The organism is Photobacterium damselae, from assembly GCF_003026815.1.
GTDB lineage: Bacteria > Pseudomonadota > Gammaproteobacteria > Enterobacterales > Vibrionaceae > Photobacterium > Photobacterium damselae.
Genome location: NZ_PYOG01000005.1, coordinates 180231 through 200313, shown reverse-complemented (window position 1 = coordinate 200313; position 20083 = coordinate 180231). Strand labels below are relative to the sequence as shown.

The 20083-nt window shown below is 38.1% G+C and carries 18 protein-coding genes and 1 pseudogene; 5 read left to right on the top strand and 14 right to left on the bottom strand.

Annotated elements, in window-relative coordinates; genetic code table 11:
- Positions 1-37: 37 nt before the first annotated feature.
- The 4 genes from CTN07_RS07750 to CTN07_RS07735 all read right to left on the bottom strand — a co-directional run bounded on the left by CTN07_RS07750 (position 38) and on the right by CTN07_RS07735 (position 5184).
- Positions 38-1066, bottom strand: coding sequence for an amino acid ABC transporter substrate-binding protein (locus tag CTN07_RS07750; RefSeq protein WP_005299731.1), 1029 nt, complete (start codon positions 1064-1066; stop codon positions 38-40).
- A 153-nt stretch (positions 1067-1219) separates the two neighbouring features.
- Positions 1220-2449, bottom strand: a complete 1230-nt coding sequence (locus tag CTN07_RS07745; RefSeq protein ID WP_036763999.1) for an L-lactate MFS transporter — start codon at positions 2447-2449, stop codon at positions 1220-1222.
- Positions 2450-2698: 249 nt separating this feature from the next.
- Positions 2699-3931: a sodium/glutamate symporter gene (gltS, locus tag CTN07_RS07740; protein WP_005299727.1), complete on the bottom strand. Its 1233-nt coding sequence runs from the start codon at positions 3929-3931 to the stop codon at positions 2699-2701.
- Positions 3932-4830: 899 nt separating this feature from the next.
- Complete coding sequence (locus CTN07_RS07735; RefSeq protein ID WP_036765047.1) at positions 4831-5184, bottom strand: hypothetical protein; 354 nt, start codon at positions 5182-5184, stop codon at positions 4831-4833.
- A gap of 270 nt (positions 5185-5454) precedes the next feature.
- Between CTN07_RS07735 and CTN07_RS07730 the strand changes: the two are divergent.
- Positions 5455-5670, top strand: a pseudogene (locus CTN07_RS07730) (putative signal transducing protein); the annotation flags it as partial.
- Here the strand turns inward: CTN07_RS07730 and CTN07_RS07725 are convergent.
- The gene (locus CTN07_RS07725; protein WP_418005629.1) at positions 5661-7811 is read right to left on the bottom strand and encodes a sensor domain-containing protein; all 2151 of its coding nucleotides are present in this window, start codon (positions 7809-7811) and stop codon (positions 5661-5663) included. The pseudogene CTN07_RS07730 and the gene CTN07_RS07725 overlap by 10 nt on opposite strands.
- 1007 nt (positions 7812-8818) lie before the next feature.
- Entirely contained in the window at positions 8819-9355 is a 537-nt protein-coding gene (locus CTN07_RS07720; protein ID WP_005299722.1) for a shikimate kinase, read from the bottom strand.
- A 281-nt stretch (positions 9356-9636) separates the two neighbouring features.
- On the opposite strand from CTN07_RS07720, the gene CTN07_RS07715 reads away from it, so the two are divergent.
- The gene (locus CTN07_RS07715) at positions 9637-9993 is read left to right on the top strand and encodes a DsrE/DsrF/TusD sulfur relay family protein (protein ID WP_036763994.1); all 357 of its coding nucleotides are present in this window, start codon (positions 9637-9639) and stop codon (positions 9991-9993) included.
- 94 nt (positions 9994-10087) lie between these two features.
- Here CTN07_RS07715 and CTN07_RS07710 read toward each other — a convergent pair whose 3' ends face one another.
- Entirely contained in the window at positions 10088-11305 is a 1218-nt protein-coding gene (locus tag CTN07_RS07710) for an SGNH/GDSL hydrolase family protein (protein ID WP_005299721.1), read from the bottom strand.
- Positions 11306-11813: 508 nt separating this feature from the next.
- Here CTN07_RS07710 and CTN07_RS07705 point away from each other — a divergent pair.
- Complete coding sequence (locus CTN07_RS07705) at positions 11814-12482, top strand: cystatin domain-containing protein (RefSeq protein ID WP_050787765.1); 669 nt, start codon at positions 11814-11816, stop codon at positions 12480-12482.
- Positions 12483-12615: 133 nt separating this feature from the next.
- Positions 12616-13254, top strand: coding sequence for a Qnr family pentapeptide repeat protein (locus tag CTN07_RS07700; RefSeq protein WP_036763992.1), 639 nt, complete (start codon positions 12616-12618; stop codon positions 13252-13254).
- Positions 13255-13310: 56 nt separating this feature from the next.
- On the opposite strand, the gene gloA is transcribed toward CTN07_RS07700, so the two are convergent.
- From gloA to punC, 6 genes are all read right to left on the bottom strand, one after another.
- Complete coding sequence (gloA, locus tag CTN07_RS07695; protein WP_036763990.1) at positions 13311-13751, bottom strand: lactoylglutathione lyase; 441 nt, start codon at positions 13749-13751, stop codon at positions 13311-13313.
- A 63-nt stretch (positions 13752-13814) separates the two neighbouring features.
- Complete coding sequence (artM, locus tag CTN07_RS07690; protein WP_036763988.1) at positions 13815-14486, bottom strand: arginine ABC transporter permease ArtM; 672 nt, start codon at positions 14484-14486, stop codon at positions 13815-13817.
- Positions 14486-15214, bottom strand: coding sequence for an arginine ABC transporter permease ArtQ (gene artQ, locus CTN07_RS07685; RefSeq protein ID WP_005299714.1), 729 nt, complete (start codon positions 15212-15214; stop codon positions 14486-14488). The genes artM and artQ overlap by 1 nt, the downstream gene beginning before the upstream one ends.
- Positions 15215-15228: 14 nt before the next feature.
- Positions 15229-15966 carry an arginine ABC transporter substrate-binding protein gene (locus CTN07_RS07680; RefSeq protein WP_005299712.1) on the bottom strand — a complete coding sequence of 246 codons (738 nt, stop codon included), beginning with the start codon at positions 15964-15966 and terminating at the stop codon, positions 15229-15231.
- A 49-nt stretch (positions 15967-16015) separates the two neighbouring features.
- Positions 16016-16744, bottom strand: coding sequence for an arginine ABC transporter ATP-binding protein ArtP (gene artP / locus CTN07_RS07675; RefSeq protein ID WP_085999139.1), 729 nt, complete (start codon positions 16742-16744; stop codon positions 16016-16018).
- Between the two features lie 474 nt (positions 16745-17218).
- On the bottom strand, positions 17219-18427 hold the full coding sequence (gene punC / locus CTN07_RS07670) for a purine nucleoside transporter PunC (protein WP_005299707.1): 1209 nt from the start codon (positions 18425-18427) through the stop codon (positions 17219-17221).
- 106 nt (positions 18428-18533) lie between these two features.
- Here punC and punR point away from each other — a divergent pair, with 106 nt between their 5' ends.
- Positions 18534-19436 carry a DNA-binding transcriptional activator PunR gene (gene punR, locus CTN07_RS07665; RefSeq protein WP_005299705.1) on the top strand — a complete coding sequence of 301 codons (903 nt, stop codon included), beginning with the start codon at positions 18534-18536 and terminating at the stop codon, positions 19434-19436.
- Here the strand turns inward: punR and CTN07_RS07660 are convergent.
- Positions 19433-20047 (bottom strand): CDP-alcohol phosphatidyltransferase family protein, encoded by a 615-nt coding sequence (locus CTN07_RS07660; RefSeq protein ID WP_005299703.1) that lies wholly within the window; start codon positions 20045-20047, stop codon positions 19433-19435. The two genes, punR and CTN07_RS07660, sit on opposite strands and share 4 nt — an antisense overlap.
- Positions 20048-20083: the final 36 nt, after the last annotated feature.

Sequence of the window (20083 nt, the reverse complement as noted above, 5' to 3'; positions counted from 1 at the left end):
GTTGTAAATGGATGTTTCAACTGTCTAACATCTATCGTTATCGAATCGGCGGAGCATACTGAATACCGCCATCAATCCATAACGCATTGAGCCCTCGTTCCATCTTAAGTTTAGATGAATGACCTAAGGTGCGTTCATATATTTGACCATAGTTCCCAACTTGCTTAATGATCTGGTAACGCCAGTCAAGAGGAAGCTGAAGCCCTTCACTTAAGTTGTCTTTGGTTGAGAGAAAACGAGCTATATGGGGGATAGATGAGTCTTTTAAATCATCAATATTTTCAGAGCTAATACGATTTTCTTCGGCATTAAGTAATGTAAACAGCGTCCATTTTACGATGTTAAACCACTGGCTATCGTTGTCACGTACAACTGGACCTAAAGGTTCTTTAGAAATAACGCTAACTAATATATGAGCTGATAGGGGATCTTTTAATGATTGTTTAATAGAATATAAGCCCGCCTTATCACTGCTGATAACATCACATCGATCATCTTCAAAAGCGGTCACTAGCTGTGGTTTCGCATCAAAGGGGATGGATTGAAACGGCTGTTTTATTTGAGCAAAATATTCAGAGAGATTAAGCTCTGTTGTCGTTCCCGTTTGAAAACAGATTCTTGGATTTGATAATTCCGTAATTTTATTAATATTAGCTGAGGTTTTGACTAAGAAACCTTGACCATCGTAATAACTAACGCCTGTGAATAATACATTTAATGAGGTGTCACGATGAAGCGTCCAACTGGTATTTCGAGCCAATAAATCCACATCGTTGTTTTGTAATGCAAAGAAGCGCTCTTTAGCTGTGAGAGGGATAAATTTTACCTGCCCTTTATCTTTTAATACTGCAGCGGCAACGGCCCGACAAAATTCAACATCAAACCCGTGCCAAATCCCTTTTTGATTGGGCTCAGAAAATCCTAATAATCCAGTACTCACACCACATTTGATGTAACCTCTTTTTTTTACTGTCTCTAATGTTGAGCTTGCTACCGATGCATAACTGAACAATAGAGCAACTAATACAAGCCCTAGCTGTTGTATTGATAATCGATGACTAACCATGGCTTTCATCCTTGCTAAGCATTATGCATTGAGTATAGAAAGTACTTTTGAAAAAAGCGAAAATGAAATTGGCTAGGTCTATGTTTTTCAATACGAAAAAAGCCTAGATAGAAACATCTAGGCTTTTCGTGACAGATCTATTTTTTATATTGTTTAGGCAGAAGCTAATTTTTTCTCTAGGGCTTCGGCATCAACTTTTTTAGTGATAAATGACAGTACAACAGCAACAGCAATCATGACAGAACATACAGTATAAGCTAATGTGTAAGTGCCTGTTGTATCAACTGCGTATGCGGCAACGACTGGACCAATAAAACCACTTACACCCCATGCTGTATACAGCACACCGTAGTTAGCACCGTAGTTTTTAAGGCCATAGAAGTCAGCAATAATTGAAGGGAATACTGCCAGTAGGGTACCGTAACCCACACCAGCAACTGCTGCACCAATAATTAGAGTGAAATCTGTTTTAAAGCTTGCAAACATAACCATATTGATACCTTGCATAATAAAAGCAAGCATCAGTGTTTTTACGCCACCAATTTTATCAGACAGAATACCCGCGACAACACGACCACCTGAGTTGAAAATAGCCAAGATAACAACAAGGTATGCCGCATCTGTGATATTAGCTTGCGTTGCAGCAATCGACGTGATGTTACCGATGATCATTAAACCTGCCGCTGACGCAAAAGCATACATTACCCATAGAGAGTAAAACTGAGGTGTTTTCAACATTCCACGCCAGTTAATATCAACGATCTTAGTTGACTTATTTGTTGCATCGTAACCTTTAGGAGCTTCTGGTACGTAGTCAGCTGGTGGATTATTGATAGTAAATGCTAATGGAACCGCAATAATAATAACGGCAATACCAAGAATTAAGAAGCTGGTGTTAATACCATAAGTTGAGATTAGCATTGATGTTAGTGGAGCAAGGTAAACCGCAGCCAAGCCAAAACCTGCAGCAATTAAGCCGTTAACTAACCCTTTTTTCGATGGGTGGAACCACTTCATCGCAGACGGACTTAGGCAGGCATAGCCAAAACCAATACCACAACCCGTTAAGATACCAAAAGTAAGCACCAGCATCATAGGTGAATTAGCAAAACTCGACACAATCATGCCAAGACCAACCATCACAGTACCTAAAATAAGCACTTTGCGAGGGCCCATACGGTCTTGAAGAATACCAGCAACAAGAAGGGATAGAGAGAAGGTAATAATGGCAACTGTGTATGGTAGTGATGCGTCAGCGTTTGACCAGCCAAGATCAACGACTAGAGCTTTTTTGAAAACACTCCACGCATAAAGGATACCCATACAAAGGTTGATACAGAATCCTGCGAATAGGATCTGCATTGCTCTATCAAATTTCTTCATTGTTCTCTCAAAAAATAAAATGCTAACGACAACTAGCTGTGATAAGTATCACGCTAATCAGCAAAATGAGCGCGGATTCTATCAGTATTATTTTTTGAGAAAATAGGGGGAAAAGATTTGTTACAAATGAAAGGTGTTTGTCATATTTCAGCTTTTTTCTTCATAATCCTTATAGGGAATATGGTTCTGAAATATAACAAAAAGGGAAGGCATAAAACCTTCCCTTTTGAGAGATTTCGATACTAACTGTTAGTTTGGTGCGATAAACATCAAGTAACCTTGTAGCACAATTAGGTTGGCAATATCGATGAAGAATGCACCAACAATAGGAACAACCATAAAGGCTTGCGGTGATGGACCATAACGAGACACCAAAGAGCCCATGTTCATCACAGCTGTAGGGGTTGCACCCATACCAAAACCACAGTGGCCACCGACAATAACCGCAGCATCGTAGTTACTACCCATAACACGGAATGTCACAAAGTAGGTAAATAGACCAAGAACTACCGTTTGAACCGCAAGAATAGCTAGCATCGGTAACGCCAGATCCAGCAATTCCCATAGATGCAAACTCATTAAGGCCATTGCTAAGAATAGCGATAAAGAAATGGTACCTAGTGCATCCACTGTTTCATTGTTAATTTTGTATGCTTTTGTACTTTCACAAATGTTAGTAATAAACACACCAATAAACAGAGAGTAAACAAATTCTGGAATATTGAGTGAGCTAATACCAAAACCATCAATAAAGGTTTTTACATGTGAAGCACCAGCCACACAAACAAGAAGAATAAAGAGAACCTCAATCGTTGTTTTAGAGGTTATGCGATCTTCTTCATTTTCACTGTATGTCACCAATTCAGGGTGTTGGTCATGGTGGTTTTTACCTTCACCAAATGATGAAGTTAAGTTATGTTTCTTGATCAGTCTTTGTGCAATCGGACCGCCAATAATACCACCCATTACCAGACCAAACGTTGCCGCAGCCATCGAAAGTTCAAGTGTATTGGTTAAGCCATATTGTTGGGCAAACGTTTGAGACCAAGCGGCACCTGTACCGTGTCCACCAGATAAGGTAATCGAGCCAACAATTAAGCCAAGTAGTGGGTCAAGTCCAAGTACTTTCGCTAAGCTCACACCAACAGCATCTTGAATAATAATAAATACTGTAGCTAAGCCTAAAAATAGTAATACACGTGAACCACCTTGTAGAAGTAGCTTATAACTCGCTGCTAGGCCTACCGTGGCAAAAAACATTTGCATTAATGTGTCTTTCATTGAGAGTTTGAAAACAACATCAACACCTTCTAAATGAAGTAATGTAATTAAGATAGCAACGATCAAACCACCAACAATAGGTTCTGGAATATTGTATTTTTGCAGAACCTTGATTTTAGAGTTAATAAATGAGCCAAGAAAAAGCACAATGATTGCGATAAGCAATGACTCAAGTTCATTAATATGAATTGTTGTGTTCATCATTAATCTTCTTCGTTCTTTCTTATGAGGGCTAATTTTAACCCCTAAAAAGCCTTCTGCATATATTGCATTAATTTATGATTTAGTGTAGGCAATGAGAAAAAACTTTGGGTGATATTTGTTATTTATGTTAAAAATGGCAAATGAAAAATATAATTGTTAGCTATATGTATATTTATTGTTTTGTTTATTATTGCTCATTCTAATCTTATGGTAGTTGCATTTTTATTTGTTAACCTTTCCATTTTTGAGATTATTATTTAGGTGTTGATTTTATTTTCTTTTATTTCATGTGGTTATGTTTTTTATTGGCGTATGTTTTTATCTAATTCTCTTATGTTCATATCGTATGGTGTGTAATCAATAAGTTAATATGAAATATGATTTGCCAAAACTGGAATAAAAAATAAATTTAATATTCTCATTTGATGAGATTGTGGGAAAAATAATCTAAATTTCATCGATTATTTTTCCTTCATATTTATAAAAACACCATTCAATTGTTAAATTAAGACATTTTTCTGGTTAATAAAACGGCGTTCGAAAGATTATTTTGGGTAATAATAAAAAAAATCCTCTCATAGAGTGAGAAGAATCAGTAGGAAAGATCTATTAATTCATTAGTCGCAATTCTCAATAGGCGAGATGTAGCGAAATTTTTTACCTGATATAAAATTGTTTACTCGATATAAGAGAAGGTGCGTGGTTTATTTTGATAATAGGAGAAAATTAAAAAGAGGAAATTTTTACAGATGATATAGCGATAAACTATAAATGAAGTAAAGAATGCAGAGTAAGAATAATAGAAATCGGGTTTATTGTAGGATAAAAAGGGGAAATTAACCCCAAACAGTAATGCTAAAAAATGATCGATTACTGCTTGGTCTATCTAATTTATTTTAACGCTTCACCAGTTTTAGCTCTTTACGTAACTGCTGAATGTATGCAATTCGATTTGGATCTGCTGGTCGTGTTGGTTTCTGTTGTTTTTGTTGAGAAACGGCTTCATTTTCCAATACGTAGCGGCCACTAATACGATAATGCTGCATTTTCGTTTCTTGTTCGGCCTTTCTTGAAGCAAGCTCCTGCTCTTTAGCTAGCGCTTCTCTTGCTTTACTTTGATCGGTTGGGTCTACAACAACCTGAGTACGCTGAGGGTAGGCTTGTGGTTTACCTTGTATTTGTGCGTTCTGTTTTTGTTTATTAAGATCATCAAGGTAATCACTGAAACTTTGATAATTGTTAAAATTCATTTTTTGCACCGTGAGCATCAACCATAGGTTCATTGTATACCTAAATGAACCGAATAATCGAGTAGGGATTCTCAATACATCGGTTCTACACCCAAGTAATTCTCAAGTTTAGGCTTCGATAAGAAAGGCTTGGGTAAAGAGAGTATTACACAACAGGATCTGTATCAAATTTGCACCAGCACAAGGTATCTGAATTGGTTTTACCAAGTGGTTTGGGTATATGCTGATTAAGAATTATACTCTAGTAGACGCCATTTGGGAGTACGACTTATGATCACCATTGCACGTTTTCTTTTTCCTCACGAAGCACATATTGCTAAAGCCAGTCTAAATTCGGCAGGAATACATGCTTTTCTTGCCGATGAGCATACGGTGAATATGCAGTGGTTATATTCCAATGCCATGGGTGGCGTAAGACTTATGGTTGATGAAGATCAAGCAGAAGTCGCGGCTGATTTACTTGCGAGTGATTTTTCTCATTGTTTAGCTGATTCTGAACATGGCGAGTGATTCTTACTATTATTTGGCAAAAAATGTGTTTCAAAATCTTGAATTGGCATTGGTTTCCCAAAGTAAAATCCTTGTAACTCATCAACGTTAATTGAGTTCAAGAAAGCGGCTTGATGTTTGTCTTCCACGCCTTCAGCAACGACTTGAAGATTCAAACTATGGGCTAGTTCAACAATGGCTTTAGATATTGTGATGCTATCGGCACAGAAGGGTAAGTCTTTTACAAATGAACGGTCAACTTTGAGTATATGAATTGGAAATGTATGGAGGTACGCGAGAGATGAATAGCCAGTACCAAAATCATCAATGGCAATCTTAATACCTAATGTTTGTAAGCGAGTTAGCGTATCTAAAGCCAATTTAACATCCGTCATTAATATGCTCTCGGTGAGCTCAACTTGGAGTAGACTCGGATCACAACCTGTGAGAATAATACTACGTTCAAAGGTTTCAACGATATCTGAATCTTCCAGTTGTTTCGCCGATAGATTTAAAGCTAGATGTAACTGTAATCCTTGCTCTTGCCAACGTTTTAACGTCATACAAGCTTGTGTAATTAACTGCTCACCGACAGGGATGATTAAACCTGATAATTCTAAAATAGGGATGACATCTGTAGGTGAAACCAGCTTTCCGTATTGATCTCGCCATCGAAGTAAAGCCTCTGCGCCAACTAATTTATGAGTACGTGTATCTACTTTTGGCTGATAAAATAATTCATATCGCTCAGTTCCTAGCGATTCTCGTAGTTGCATCTCAAGTTGTAACTGTTTGGTTGAACGCTCTGCCATTTCTATATCAAAGTAACAATCTCTATTACGTCCGCGATCTTTAGCTTCATAAAGAGCAATATTTGCGTATTTAATTAAACTATCGGTTGTTGTTGCATCTTGAGGGTATCGAGCGATCCCTATACTGATATTAATGGATAAACTCTTATGCTGAATCTGTATTGGTTGGCTAATATACTCATGAATTTGTTGGCAAAAGCGCTGAAAATCAGGGATAACGGCCAAGTTTGTTAAAAATAGTACAAATTCATCACCGCTAACTCTTGCTATAATGCCTGATTGAGCAAAAATTTGTAGTCGCTGCGCAATAACAAGTAATATCTCATCTCCGCATTCCATGCCCAATGTTTCATTTACTGTTTTAAAATTATCTAAATCTATATCTAATAAAATAGCCGGTGTTTCTGAGGATTGAATATAGTTAGCTATTTTATTAGTAAGATGAACTCGATTAGGTAGACTAGTCTTATCATCATAATGTGCTAAACGTTTAAGTTTTTCTTCTGCTATAATTTGTTCGGTAATATTTCTAGTAATTGAAACATAATGAGTGATATCCCCATTGTTATTTTTAATTGGTGATATTTTCTTATGTTCGTAGATAGTGTTATGGTTATTATCAAAATAATCAACAATATATTGGATTGTTTCACCGCGTTGTATTTTTTTATGTAATTGTTCTAGCTCTAAATCTGGAATATTATAAGGTTCTAACAATACTTCAGCTTTGGTTCCAACCAATTCATAAGAGCGCTTGTTTTTGGCTAGTTCAAACGATTTGTTGACATACTCAATGATGCCATCAAAAGAAATAATAACAATACCATCATCACTTTGTTCAATAACTTGGGATAGATTTCTTATTTTATTTTCTCGTTGTACCCAATAAGTGATATCTTTTATATTGAATAGAAATTCATCTTGGTTAGTGGAATCAATTTTAGATACCATCAGTTCAATATGTCGAATTGATATTGTATTAAGAATTGTTTTTGCTTTAAAAATAGTATGCTTAGAATTGGGTTTTTCTGCACTTACAAGGTTAAATAATCGTAGTATTTCTGCGGTTACGGTTTTGTCAGTCGTGATGGAAAGGATAGATTGTCCAACGCTGTCTGTTGTAATATTAAAGATACTGCATGCTGCATAGTTTAATGATTTTATCTGTTTCTTACGGTTGATTAAAATTAATCCATCAGCCGTATTCCTTATTACGGATGAGTATCGGTCTAAAATATTATCGCGTTCCTTTCTTAGTTTCTTTTCATATAAGAGTTGTTGCGAAAAGTGCCAAGCAAGAACGATACAAGCTGAAAAAAGTGACATAATAAAGACAACGAAAGCAATGATCTTAATAATTCTTTGTTGCGAATATAAGAGATGATTCACTTCTTGGTGAATATCTGTTTTGGTAATAATAACCCAAGGAAAGTTTACTGAGGGAATGTTTGAGTTTGAAGCAGTTATATTAATTAATGAAAAATTTGTAAAGGTGAAAAGTTGACCTTCTATCGTGAATTGTCCTTGTTTATTATTTTTAATTAAATCCCATTCTTTTTTATATAGGTCGCTGAACTTCTCTTTTGTCATTGAATATGGCCAAAGTTCATTTTCAGCTTTAACTATTAAGTTGCCATTTTCATCAAGTATGAAGTTTTTTCCATTAGTCCAAGAATAATCTTTCGAAAAATCATTTAAAAAGGTGTTTAGCCGATAAGAAAGAAGAATAGAAGAGAACTTGTTATGACCTATGGTTAACATGAAATTGTATAGAATTTCATTTTCATAGTATAAGAAGGGCGAAACAAGAATTGAGCGCTCCGGAATGTTCTTTATTATCGTTTGATAGTGTCGATAAATATCTTGGGGTGGAAGATTCTGTTGAGACTTAAGCGAGTTAGTTTGGATTATGGGATAGCCTTTCTTATCCAATAAAGCAATAGAAAAATATTCAGGAGTATTAATCATCAGTTGGTTAAATGTTTTGCGTATCTCTTCAACTGAGAGCTTGTTGCCATGCTGTGGCTGAATTTTTCCTGAAAGGTAAGTTAAATCGTGAATAGTCGATTTAAAATGCAATTTATGAATCTGCATCAGAGATGAATGGTAGTTGTGCTCTTTCTCTTTTACTCGCTCTTGCAGTTGGGCAACATCTTGTTGGTAGAAATACCACGAAGCGGTTGCGACAATGGCAATCAAAGGCAGTAAAATTCCAATAAAGCGAATGAGAACTTGTTTCATGTTAGACTTATATCCCTATATTCATCTACACTTGAGTATAGTGATATAAGTCTAAAGTTGCATATATTTATGTCTGCTTTATCAGATAGAATTTAGGCCGCAGCACTACGAGCATTGGCATATAACGCGTTAAGTTGCTGAATGATAAATTCTGACCCTTCATTATTTTCAATGACATGAGCTAAATGGTTAGGCGTTTCAAATACATGCTTAATTGCAGCAGCACTCTGATTTGATATACCGTTATGGCGATGTTCTAATCTTTTATGAATAAGAGAGTCAGATGCTGAAACCATAATAAGTTCTAAATCATCAATACTTTGCAGTAAATAATGGCGATGTTTATTCTTGTATGCACCTTGAGTAACGACAATTTTCTTGTGTTGTTTTTGTAATTGTTTGATGCGAGAAACAATTTTAACAAAAAAATCGTCACGCATTTGCTCTGTAAAAGGCTTCTGTTCGCTAATGACTCGGCGCATTTCTTGAGTTAAATCTTCATCTGCATGATATACATGCCAGCCACTGTTTTGACCGATTACGTCTCCAACATAAGATTTCCCAGCCCCTGATAGGCCAAAAAGAAATAAAACATTTGGTGCGTAGGTTAGATTCAAACTTGGTGTCATCAGCCGCCTCTCTGAGAGCTGGAAGTAAATTGGAAATAGTAACAATCTGCATGACGATAGCAAGCAGGTGCGTACTTTGCCAAATTATGTCTATAGATCATAGGATAATCTTATGAAATCCCAACTTATGTTTAATTTTTACACATAAATTTGAGCATAAACAGGAAATGCTCAGATAATTTGTATTATATATATACCCAAGTAACCTCACATCTTGAAGTCACTTGGGTATAAAGACGACTGAACTAATTCAGTCTATATTGTTAAAGGAATACGCAATCATGCAATCCATTCTTATTATAATTAATGATGCTCCATACGGGAGTGAACGCCCATTTAATGCGCTACGTTTAGCGATTAAACTCAATGAGCAAGAATTAGAGGCGGCTCAAGTCCGAATTTTCTTAATGTCTGATGCGGTAACGTGCGCTATTACTAAGCAGAATCCAGCCGAAGGTTATGATATTCAGCAAATGTTAGAGATTGCTTTAGCTCAGGGAAGCGAGATCAAAATGTGTAAAACGTGTATTCAAGCGAGAGGGCTTAGTGATATCGCTCTTGTAGAGGGATGTTCTGTTGCAACCTTGGATGATTTGGCACAGTGGACTCTTGAGGCTGATAAAGTGTTTACCTTTTAAAGGTTGATGCCTCTTACGCACATAGCTTATCTATAAAAAGAAGCGGGCAAAGAAATATGAGGCCCTGGTGTAATATTACCAGAGCCTTATTTAGTTAGAAGTTAAATTGTGACGATACTTTTTTAGCGACTTCTTCAGCAAGAATATGGTGGGTGTGAGTCGTTGGATGGGTTACACCCCAAAACATATAACTGTCCGAACCATAGCTTGCACAATCGTTGGTTAAAGCATGACTCATTAAATAGTCTTTAGATGAACTGCGGTTGATATTTAAACAGGCATCTTTAATGTTATGGAAACCATATTTAGCAGGGGTTGTTGTCATATCATTAAATAAAGCCATTGAATCAAATAGTGCAACATTGTGGCCTTCCATACGAAAACGCATCGCCTCAGTTGTGACATACTGATTAAATTGCTTAATTTTAGCGCTCACTTCTTGTGCATGTTCAGGTGTTGAGTATTTAAATTGAGGGGCAATAGAAGCATCTGGTAGCGTTAAAACAACAATATTTTCAGCACCATTTTTGAATAGCGTTGTGAGTGCCGTTGTGAAATCTTTTGAGACTTCAGCAACAGTACGGTTGTAATTGATAAAATCATTTAAACCAAATTCAATCGTAAACAATGTATTTTGAGGATTATAGTTTTTCGCCATCGTCATATATTGAAGATAGGAGTTCACTTGGTCATGAATACCTGATAAAAATCCATATTCAGTCTCACCCGCAGCACCACCAACAGCCCAAGTATAAAGCGGTAAGTGTTTTTCTTGCGCTAAGTATTCAGTCCAGACAAATCCATTACTGAAGTGGCCTAAGAACCAAGAGTTTGGGTTTGGGAAACGCCATTGAAACGCATTAAAGATATTTCCGGTATCAGAGATACTGTCACCAAAACTCACGATTTTATTAATTTTACCTGTCTGGTTTGATTTATCGTTTGTCCAAAATGAGTGATTAAATGAATAACGCATATCAGAGGCAAAATAGGTAATATCAGCAGCGTTATGATCAATACCTAAAGTTTGTTTACACTGCTGTTTAATGGTCTCTTGGCCTACATCGGTAAAAAACATATTCACCGGTGATACTGAAGAATACCAGTATCCTGGAACTGTATAATAACTACCATCACTGTTTTTGGCCCATTTCCACTCTGTGCTTGCCTCGTCATGAGTTGCACCAGAACGATACCAACAACGTACAGAAGTATAAGTTGATTTACCTGGATCAAGAGTTGGTTGATCTTGTGCAAATACATTTTGTGAACACAGTAAAGCAAGCGTCAATGTAAGTACTGACTTTTTCATAATTGATTTAACCTAGCATGAGTTGAAAGTGTTGCTGACGATAACTATCTTATTTTTATTCTTATTTGGAATATTTCTCTTTTGATGCAAGTTGGCAAGTAGATTACTGCTATTATGAGAGGGGGATTCAACGATTAGCTAATAACTCAATGTTTTTTATATAATTAACTGTAATTTACAAATAACGTGCAATAAATATATGCGTATAATTTATTTTAGGTTTTTTACTGCTATGGAAATCCAATGCCTATCTGTTGTATTAATACTTAGTTTAAGCTTCTTAAGTATTTTCTATCTTAAGAGGGTGAGGAATGATGAGTTTATTTGGTATTTAGTTATAGGTTTACTACTTTTATAGAAGTGTTTTCTGTCGCTATCATTTTGCAAGTTATTGACAGTTGTTACATTATAACCTGATACAGTGTTCGAAATTCCATGAACTATGATCATCGGATATTACAATTAAAACAATTATTCTGTTTTGTGTTGCAGTAAGAAGGATTTAGATATGTATAAAAAATTATTAGTTGTCGCATTAGGTTCAATGACATTAATGGCTTGTGATGCTAAAGATCCACAGCCAAAGCAAGACACTCAAGTAGAAGCGCAAGCTGAGCTACAGCAAAAAGCGGCTGATTTACAAGAGTCGGCAAAAGATCTACTAAATACCGCATCAGAAAAAGCGGGTGAGCTAGGCGATTCTGCGAAAGCTGCGGCAGATGATGCTTCACAAAAAGTAAAAGAGTTAAGTGATTCAGCGAAGGTTGCTGCAAGCGATATGTCAGATAAAACAGCTGAGCAAGTCAATGAGGCTGCAGATAAGATCTCTGCTGCTGTTGCATCTGGTGCTGATGAAGTTCGTAAAGCAACCTCTCCTGAGTGTGCTGAATCTCACCACAGTTTGCCAGGTGGCTGGTCTAAAGGCGAGATTACCCCTGAAGTTATCGATGCAGCAAATGCCGCTGTGAAGAGTCTTGGTGCAGATCAAAAACTAAAACAAGTTGACTCTGTGAGCCAGCAAGTTGTTGCGGGCCTTAACTACTACGTTAAGTTTACGACTGAAGATGGTAAAGAGTACGCAGCGAAAGTATTCCGTAGCCTAAAAGGTGAGTACGACGTAAAAGAAGTAAAACTTGCTGAAGAGACTGAACATCACTGCGGCTCTCATCACGAATAAGAAATACGCAAGTAAACAATACTTAACCTATTGAGTATCAAGTATAATGACCATCAAGGTTCTATTCTAACTTTGGTTAGAGTTTAAGAGTCTTGGTGGTTTTTTTATTGAAAGGAATAGAACGTTGGAACAGATGCATTTTGAGCGAGAAGATTTTAGTCAACAAGATTTAGCAGGACAAATATATCGCCACTGTCGTTTTATTCTGTGTGACTTTTCAAGAGCTAACCTTACTGATACTCAATTTATTGATTGTTGCTTTATCGAATCTGGCGATAGTCAAGGCTGTGACTTTGCATACGCCCAGTTAAAAGATGCCAGTTTTAAAGGGTGTAATCTAAGTTTTGCTAACTTTCGTGGGGCACAGTGTTTTGGCCTTGAATTAAGAGAAACTAATTTGCAAGGGGCCGATTTTCAGCAGGCTTCATTTACTAATTATATCTCTCATAATACGTATTTTTGCTCAGCTTATATTTCGGCATGCAACCTTTCATACTGTAATTTTGAAGATGTGAAATTTGAAGAGTGTGAGTTATTTGAAAATCGGTGGAATGGTGCCAATTTATTAGGGGTCTCGTTTGTCGGTTCTGATTTAAGTCGAGGAGAGTTTTCTCAAGAGCAGTGGCGGCAGTGTGTTTGGCATAAAGTAAATTTGACTCATGTAGATCTTGATGGTGTTGATATTCGCTACGTTGATTTTACTGGAGTACAAATTTGTGATTGGCAGCAAGAGCAGTTACTCAATCAATTGGGTATTGTGGTTCTGAGCTAAGTAAAAACGTTCACCATACTCATGGTATTTAATATGGTGAACGCATGAATTGGTAATTACCAACTTCCGGTATTTTCCATAGAAAGCCACGGTTCTGCTGGTGGTAATGGCTCACCTTTTTGTAGTAGTTCAATCGAGATACCATCGGGTGATTTTACAAATGCCATATGACCATCGCGTGGTGGTCGATTAATGATAACACCCGCTTGTTGCATGTGTTCACATAGCGCATAGATATCATCGACACGAAATGCTAAATGACCAAAATTACGACCGCCAGTATAGGTTTCTGAATCCCAGTTGTAGGTGAGTTCTAATAATGGACTTTTTGTCTGCTCAGCTTGTTTAGCATCACCGGGTGCGGCAAGAAAGACTAGGGTGAAACGGCCTTTTTCGCTCTCTTTTCGATGTGTTTCCACTAACCCTAATTGATTGCAATAAAAGTCGAGAGATTGGTTCAGATCCGCTACTCGAACCATAGTATGCAAATATTCCATTGATAACCTTTCTTATGTACTGACTGCTTATATCCAAGTGACTTGATAATAGCGGAACTAGAATCAGTTCGCTACTTCAAACGCGAGCGCTCTTTTTTCGATTTGACGGAAAATTAAGGTTAAAATGCCATTAACCAACAAGTACATAGCGCCTGCAATACCAAACACCGTTAAGGTATCGTATGTTTGCCCATTAATACGTTGTGCATAGCCCATTAAATCCATAATGGTGATCGTACTGGCTAGCGATGTCCCTTTAAATACTAAAATAACTTCATTTGAGTATGCGGGCACTGCACGGCGGATGGCAAAAGGTAATAAGACCCCGAGAGACTGACGGGTATTCATTCCTAAAGCTCGACAAGCTAGCCATTGACCAGATGGTATTGCATTAAACGCCCCTTTGAACAGCTGTGTGCTATAGGCTGCGGTGTTTAGAGCTAGCGCAAGCATGGCACAAAACCAAGGTTGACTTAACCAGTGCCATACAAAACTGTTCCTTACTGCTTCAAATTGTCCTGGTCCGTAATAAACAAGAAATATTTGAACCAGCAATGGTGTACCCGTAAATAGGATAATGATCCCTTTGTTAAGTTGAGAGATAACGGGGGTTTTTAGGATCAAACTTAATGTCATGAGTAAGGCTAGGGTACAGCCGACAGCTAAAGAAACAACGGTGAGTTGTAAGCTGGTACCTAATCCCTCAACGAGTTGCCAAAAATAGTGCTCATTCATCATGAAACTCCTTGAGCAATAGGTTTCTTGCTAATTTTCTTTTTACTTTTTATATCGTAACTTTGGGTATCTTGAATCTGATATTTCTTTTCTACTACTTTGATAAGTTGTTGCGTTAATAGCGTAATGACTAAATAAATAGCAGCCGCTGTTGCATACCACGTAAAACTCTCATGAGTTGCTGCTGAGGTTAATTGTGCTTGTTTTAATAGATCCGTTACTCCAATGAGCGAGACAAGCGCGGTATCTTTTAGCAGCACTAACCATTGATTGGTTAAACCTGGCAAAGCATGGCGTACAGTTTGTGGCAAAATAATTTTGAAAAAAGTACGCCCTGAACTTAGCCCCAATGCGGATGCGGCTTCTCTTTGCCCCTTTGATACGGCTTTAAGAGCACCTCGGATGGTTTGAGAGGCGTAAGCTGAAAAAATGAGGGAGAGAGCAATAACCCCTGAAAGAAAAGGGCTGACTTCAATGTAGTCGCCAGTGATATAAAACAAAATCTGAGATGAGCCAAAGAAAATAAACAATACAACCAGTATTTCAGGTAATCCACGAAGCAGAGTAACCCAACCAGTTGTTGTCCAAGCTAATAATTTATGCCGCGACATCTCACCTGCTGCAAAAATCACTGCTAATACCAAACCGACAGCAAGGCTGGTAAAAGCGAGCTGAATAGTCATCCAACTCGCTTCTAGCAGGGATAAAGAGTAACCTGTTAATCCCATTTTTTTACCGTATCTTATTTATTACTAAAGTATTTATCGTAAATAACTTGGTACTGACCGTTTGCTTTTACTGTTTTAAGCGCGGTATTTAGCTTATTGACCAACTCTTGGTTTGACTTATTGACTGCAATACCAAAGCCGTTGCCGAAATATTTTTGGTTGGTAATGGGTTTACCAACATAAGCTAAATTAGGATCTTTTTTGAACCATTCTGCAACCACAGCTGTGTCACCAAAGACTGCATCGATACGTCCATTTTGCATATCAATAAATGCATCTTGATAGCTTGAATAGGGTACTGCAGTCACTCCTGACATGTTATCAAGCAAGTAACTTTGGTGCGTGGAGCCATTTTGCACCCCAATACGCTTACCGGTTAAGGCTGCTTGATCGGCGACTTTATCCTTTAGGCTGACGAAGGCGGCTGCATTGTCATAGTAGGGTTCTGAAAAACTCACTTGTTGCTGACGAGCTTCAGTAATATCGATGCCAGAAATAGCGGCATCGTAGCGTTTAAACTTTAGAGCGGGGATTAGGCTATCAAAAGCTTGATTATGAAACGTACATTTTACGTCCATCTGTTGACAAAGGGCGTTAGCCAAATCCACGTCGAAACCTTGAATCTGATTATTCTCATCAATGTACTCAAATGGGGCATAAGTTGCTTCCATTGCGAACTTTAGTTCTTGCTCTGCTGCTAGAGCGTGAGTTGATGCCAGGCCAATCAGGGTTGCTAAAACAATCTTTTTCATCGCGTTACTCCATGCGAACTTATCGCTGCTTTATATATGTTGTGTTTAATTAATGTTTTAAGTAATCAGAAAATGCTTGTGTTTTGGGTGATGTAAATGAACTGCTATCGCCATGCTCAACGACTTTTCCTTGTTCCAAATACAAAATATGACTGGCTACTTTTTTGGCAAAATCGACTTCGTGAGTCACGATAATTTGAGTAATACCCGTTGCACTTAATTGTTTGATGATATTGACAACTTGTGCGGTAATTTCAGGGTCAAGTGCTGCAGTCGGTTCATCAAATAGGAGGACTTCAGGCTTCATCATTAACGCTCTTGCAATCGCTACCCGTTGTTGTTGCCCACCAGATAGGTGTAGAGGCCAAGCATCCGCTTTATCTTCTAAATGAAGTGTTCTCAAAATATCTTTTGCCTCTTTTATTGCTTGGTCTTTATTAAGCCCTGCAACTTTCATTGGCGCTTCAATTAGATTCTCTAATACCGTCATATGAGGCCATAGATTATATTGCTGAAATACCATGCCTACTTTTCGTCGTAGTGCTAAGCCCTCTTTCTCACAGATACCAGCATCGAAGTCATACCGACCATTGGCGATATTGAGTTGCCCACTGTTTGCATCTTCAAGAAGGTTTAGCACTCTTAGAAGAGAGCTTTTTCCTGCACCACTAGGACCGAGCAAAACCAGAGTGTCACCTTGATCACATTCAAAGTTGATATCATGAAGTACTTGGGTGGTCCCATAGGATTTATTTACGTTACTAACTTGAATACCCATGTTAAAAATCTGCATTATTTCTCACCTGTGATTTATACTATCCCAATTGTTTTTTTATGCAATAAAAATGTATAAAAATTTTTATTGCTGTGTTTTCTTATTAATTAATGGGTTTTTGCTAGTTTTTTAGTCTGCTTGTGTTGGTTTTTAGTCCGCTTCTGCTGTTTGTGATAAAAGAGCTCCGTGATGGACTCTTATTTGTTGGTTGGTGTGGTTTGCATAATTATTTCTTCTTTATTTAATATTGGCGACTTTGAATGCAAATAACTAGCAAAAGTCTGCTTAAAAAAGACTGTTATCGCTAGAAATATGCATAAGAAGGAATAAACCGACGAAGGAGAGGGCAGAAGAAAAGAGATGAGTGTGTATCTATAAAGAAAAAGCCACCGCATAAGACTCTTTATGAAAAGCAGACTTAAGCGAGTGGCTTGGTGGTTACATTAGCGATATAAGTAGAGCGCTAACTTTTCAGTATTAAGCCTCGGCAGGTTTCATTGACTGCTGATGGTGTGCACTTTTTACAAATGAGTAGCCAATTAATGTTACGAATCCAGCAATGAACATACCTGTAGTCACTGTAATTAAGCCATAACCTGCAAATGTTGATACCAGGCCACTTGCCGCAAAACAGACCATTGTTTGCAAGAAGTTCAGTAAGCCTGCCGCAGTTGCACTACAGTGTTTAAAGTCGCCTAGTGCTGAGTTAATCACGATTGGGTAAATTGCACCATTTGCTACAGCAAGTAGACAGAATGGGATAAGAATTGGCCAAATCGTTGTGACTTCCATGCTGATAGAAATAACAAACATGATAAGCACACTAGCGAAAAACAGAACCAATAACCAAGGTAGAATCTGACGACCTTCGTAACGGTTAAGTAAAGTACGACAACCATAACCACCAACGATAAACGCTACGGTTTGAGGTGCATAACTTAAGCCGATATCTGCGCCTGAGTAACCCATCGCTGACATGACAAATGGTGAACCTGTTAAGTAGGCAAAGAAGGCAGCTGAACATGCGGCAAAGATAAGCATGTTACCAACAAATTTCTTTGAACTTAAAATATCACGGTAATCACGGCGTAACTGAATCGATACTTTTTCATGTTCTTTATCGATTGGTGCACTTTCTTTTTCGCTTAGTGTCATAACACACATGATGACACCAAAAGCGACAAGTGTAATAAAGATACTACGCCAGCCTAGTTGATGCTCCAGCATAGCACCTGCAAGTGGTGCAAGCGCAGGAGATAAAGCAACAAGAGGCATGATGGTCGCAAAGATACGCTCTGAAGTTTTACCGTGGTAGCGATCAACAACAACGGCTTGCCAAATAACAGTTGCAGAGCAGGCACCTAGAGCTTGAACAAAACGGGCAATTAAGAAAGTTTCAATGTTCGGAGCAATAGAGCAAAGTAGTGTAGCGACACTGAATAATGCCATACCGCCTAAAAGAACCTTTTTACGACCGATGCGATCAGATAAAGGTCCATAGACAAGTTGACCTAGTGCCATTCCAAGTAAGAATACACTAAGAGTTAAGCCGATTAATGATTGCGTTGTACCAAATGCAACACGAATCGTTTCAAATGCTGGTAGATACATGTCGGTTGCTAGGAAACCAAGCATACTTAAACATGCAAACCAGATTAGAGTCATTTTGGATGGTTGTTGATTCATTATTATAGTCTTTTATTGGTGTTTCGTTATTGTGTAGTGTACCCATAGCCAAATGCGCTGTGAAACGGTAAAATTTAAACATTGCTTTCAAAAAATTTGATGTGAAATGTTCTCTTACCATGATCTCCTTGTTATCGACGTTGTCGCCCGTCGTGGCAGCTTTTCCGCCGCTGCTGAAGAATTACACAAAGTTCCAAGTGCGATAAGTTATACAGTTCGTTCAATAGAAGAGCGATTAGCTGTCGATTTATTTGTTCGCATGCATCGGCAGGTGAAATTAACGCCTGCTGGTGAGTATTTTGTCGAAGAAGCCCGCAAGTTGATCAAGCAAATGGAGCAGATCAAATTTCGTACTCAACAAGTCGCTAATGGTTGGTCTGAGAGTGTCTCGGTTGCGTTAGATACTGTGGTTCGAGAACGTCAGGCCAATATGCTGGTAAGAGATTTTTATCGTGAATTTCCCGATGTTGAGCTGCACCTTACAATGGAAGTGTTTAATGGTGTTTGGGATGCTCTTGCTGATGGTCGCGCTGATATCGCCATTGGTGCGACAGCTGCGGTTCCTGTGGGAGGAAATTTTGACTATCGAGACATGGGAATGCTGACTTGGACTTTTGTACTCGCGCCAGATCACCCATTAGCCGATGCTAAAGAACCATTAACCTCAGATGAGTTAGCAAAATACCCTGCAATCTGTTTGGAAGATACATCAAGAACACTGCCCAAACGAGTTACTTGGTTAATGGATAACCAGCGACGAATTATGGTTCCTAATTGGCATAGTGCGTTACAGTGTTTAAAAGCGGGGCTGGGAATTTCTGTGGTACCCACTCATATGGCCATACCATTATTAGAGAAAGGGGAGTTGGTTGAACGTGAGTTGGCGGTTAAACCTGCTGTCAGTCCATGTTGTTTGGCTTGGAATAAAGAACGATTAAGCCCTGCGGTAACATGGATTTTAGATTACCTCGGTGACAGCGACAAACTGCACCGAGATTGGATGCGTTAAGGCTGCTGTTTTAATGTTTGGTAACCAGCCCAAATACGAGTCGCTGTTGTCACCCAGCAAAGGGCACCAAATATCCACGCAATTATCGAAAAGTATGAGGGAAATAAACAGAACAAAACAAAGCAGGCAATGGTTTCTGTTCCCTCGGTTAACCCACCAATGTAATAGAGTGATTTTTGTTTATACACAGGGCTTTCGATATTACGCTTACCTGCCATAATCGCAAATGCCAGAAAGCTCGAACCTGTACCAATAAATGAGTAAATTAAGAACGCACCAGCAATAGCATTATTATTTGGATCGGCTAACACAAATCCAAATGGCACTAAAGAGTAAAAGATAAAATCCAACGTAATATCTAAAAAACCGCCGCAATCGGTAATGCCTTGGCGCCGTGCAATCGCACCGTCTAATCCATCTAATAGGCGATTAATAACAATAAAGATTAACGCCAAGTCATAACGTTGAAAAGTAAGGGCCGGTAGAGTAAATAGACCAATAATAAATCCTGTGATGGTTACTTGATTGGCACTAATACCCAATTTATCAGGTAAAGCAGCTAGCGTTTTAAGTGGCAATTTTATAATTTTTATTGCGTAACGATCTAACATTCGTGTTCCTATTCATAGACTCTAACGGTCTTAAGT

Bases quoted from the DNA above. Each gene is read 5' to 3' on its own strand.
- gltS (WP_005299727.1), bottom strand. From the start codon at position 3,931: ATGAACACAACAATTCATATTAATGAACTTGAGTCATTGCTTATCGCA.
- CTN07_RS07710 (WP_005299721.1), bottom strand. From the start codon at position 11,305: ATGAAAAAGTCAGTACTTACATTGACGCTTGCTTTACTGTGTTCACAA.
- CTN07_RS07660 (WP_005299703.1), bottom strand. From the start codon at position 20,047: ATGTTAGATCGTTACGCAATAAAAATTATAAAATTGCCACTTAAAACG.
- gloA (WP_036763990.1), bottom strand. From the start codon at position 13,751: ATGGAATATTTGCATACTATGGTTCGAGTAGCGGATCTGAACCAATCT.
- CTN07_RS07720 (WP_005299722.1), bottom strand. From the start codon at position 9,355: ATGACACCAAGTTTGAATCTAACCTACGCACCAAATGTTTTATTTCTT.
- CTN07_RS07735 (WP_036765047.1), bottom strand. From the start codon at position 5,184: ATGAATTTTAACAATTATCAAAGTTTCAGTGATTACCTTGATGATCTT.
- artP (WP_085999139.1), bottom strand. From the start codon at position 16,744: ATGGGTATTCAAGTTAGTAACGTAAATAAATCCTATGGGACCACCCAA.
- punR (WP_005299705.1), top strand. From the start codon at position 18,534: ATGTTCTCTTACCATGATCTCCTTGTTATCGACGTTGTCGCCCGTCGT.
- CTN07_RS07750 (WP_005299731.1), bottom strand. From the start codon at position 1,066: ATGGTTAGTCATCGATTATCAATACAACAGCTAGGGCTTGTATTAGTT.
- CTN07_RS07700 (WP_036763992.1), top strand. From the start codon at position 12,616: ATGCATTTTGAGCGAGAAGATTTTAGTCAACAAGATTTAGCAGGACAA.
- CTN07_RS07705 (WP_050787765.1), top strand. From the start codon at position 11,814: ATGTATAAAAAATTATTAGTTGTCGCATTAGGTTCAATGACATTAATG.
- CTN07_RS07715 (WP_036763994.1), top strand. From the start codon at position 9,637: ATGCAATCCATTCTTATTATAATTAATGATGCTCCATACGGGAGTGAA.
- artQ (WP_005299714.1), bottom strand. From the start codon at position 15,214: ATGGGATTAACAGGTTACTCTTTATCCCTGCTAGAAGCGAGTTGGATG.
- CTN07_RS07680 (WP_005299712.1), bottom strand. From the start codon at position 15,966: ATGAAAAAGATTGTTTTAGCAACCCTGATTGGCCTGGCATCAACTCAC.
- artM (WP_036763988.1), bottom strand. From the start codon at position 14,486: ATGAATGAGCACTATTTTTGGCAACTCGTTGAGGGATTAGGTACCAGC.
- CTN07_RS07745 (WP_036763999.1), bottom strand. From the start codon at position 2,449: ATGAAGAAATTTGATAGAGCAATGCAGATCCTATTCGCAGGATTCTGT.
- punC (WP_005299707.1), bottom strand. From the start codon at position 18,427: ATGAATCAACAACCATCCAAAATGACTCTAATCTGGTTTGCATGTTTA.
- CTN07_RS07725 (WP_418005629.1), bottom strand. From the start codon at position 7,811: ATGTCACTTTTTTCAGCTTGTATCGTTCTTGCTTGGCACTTTTCGCAA.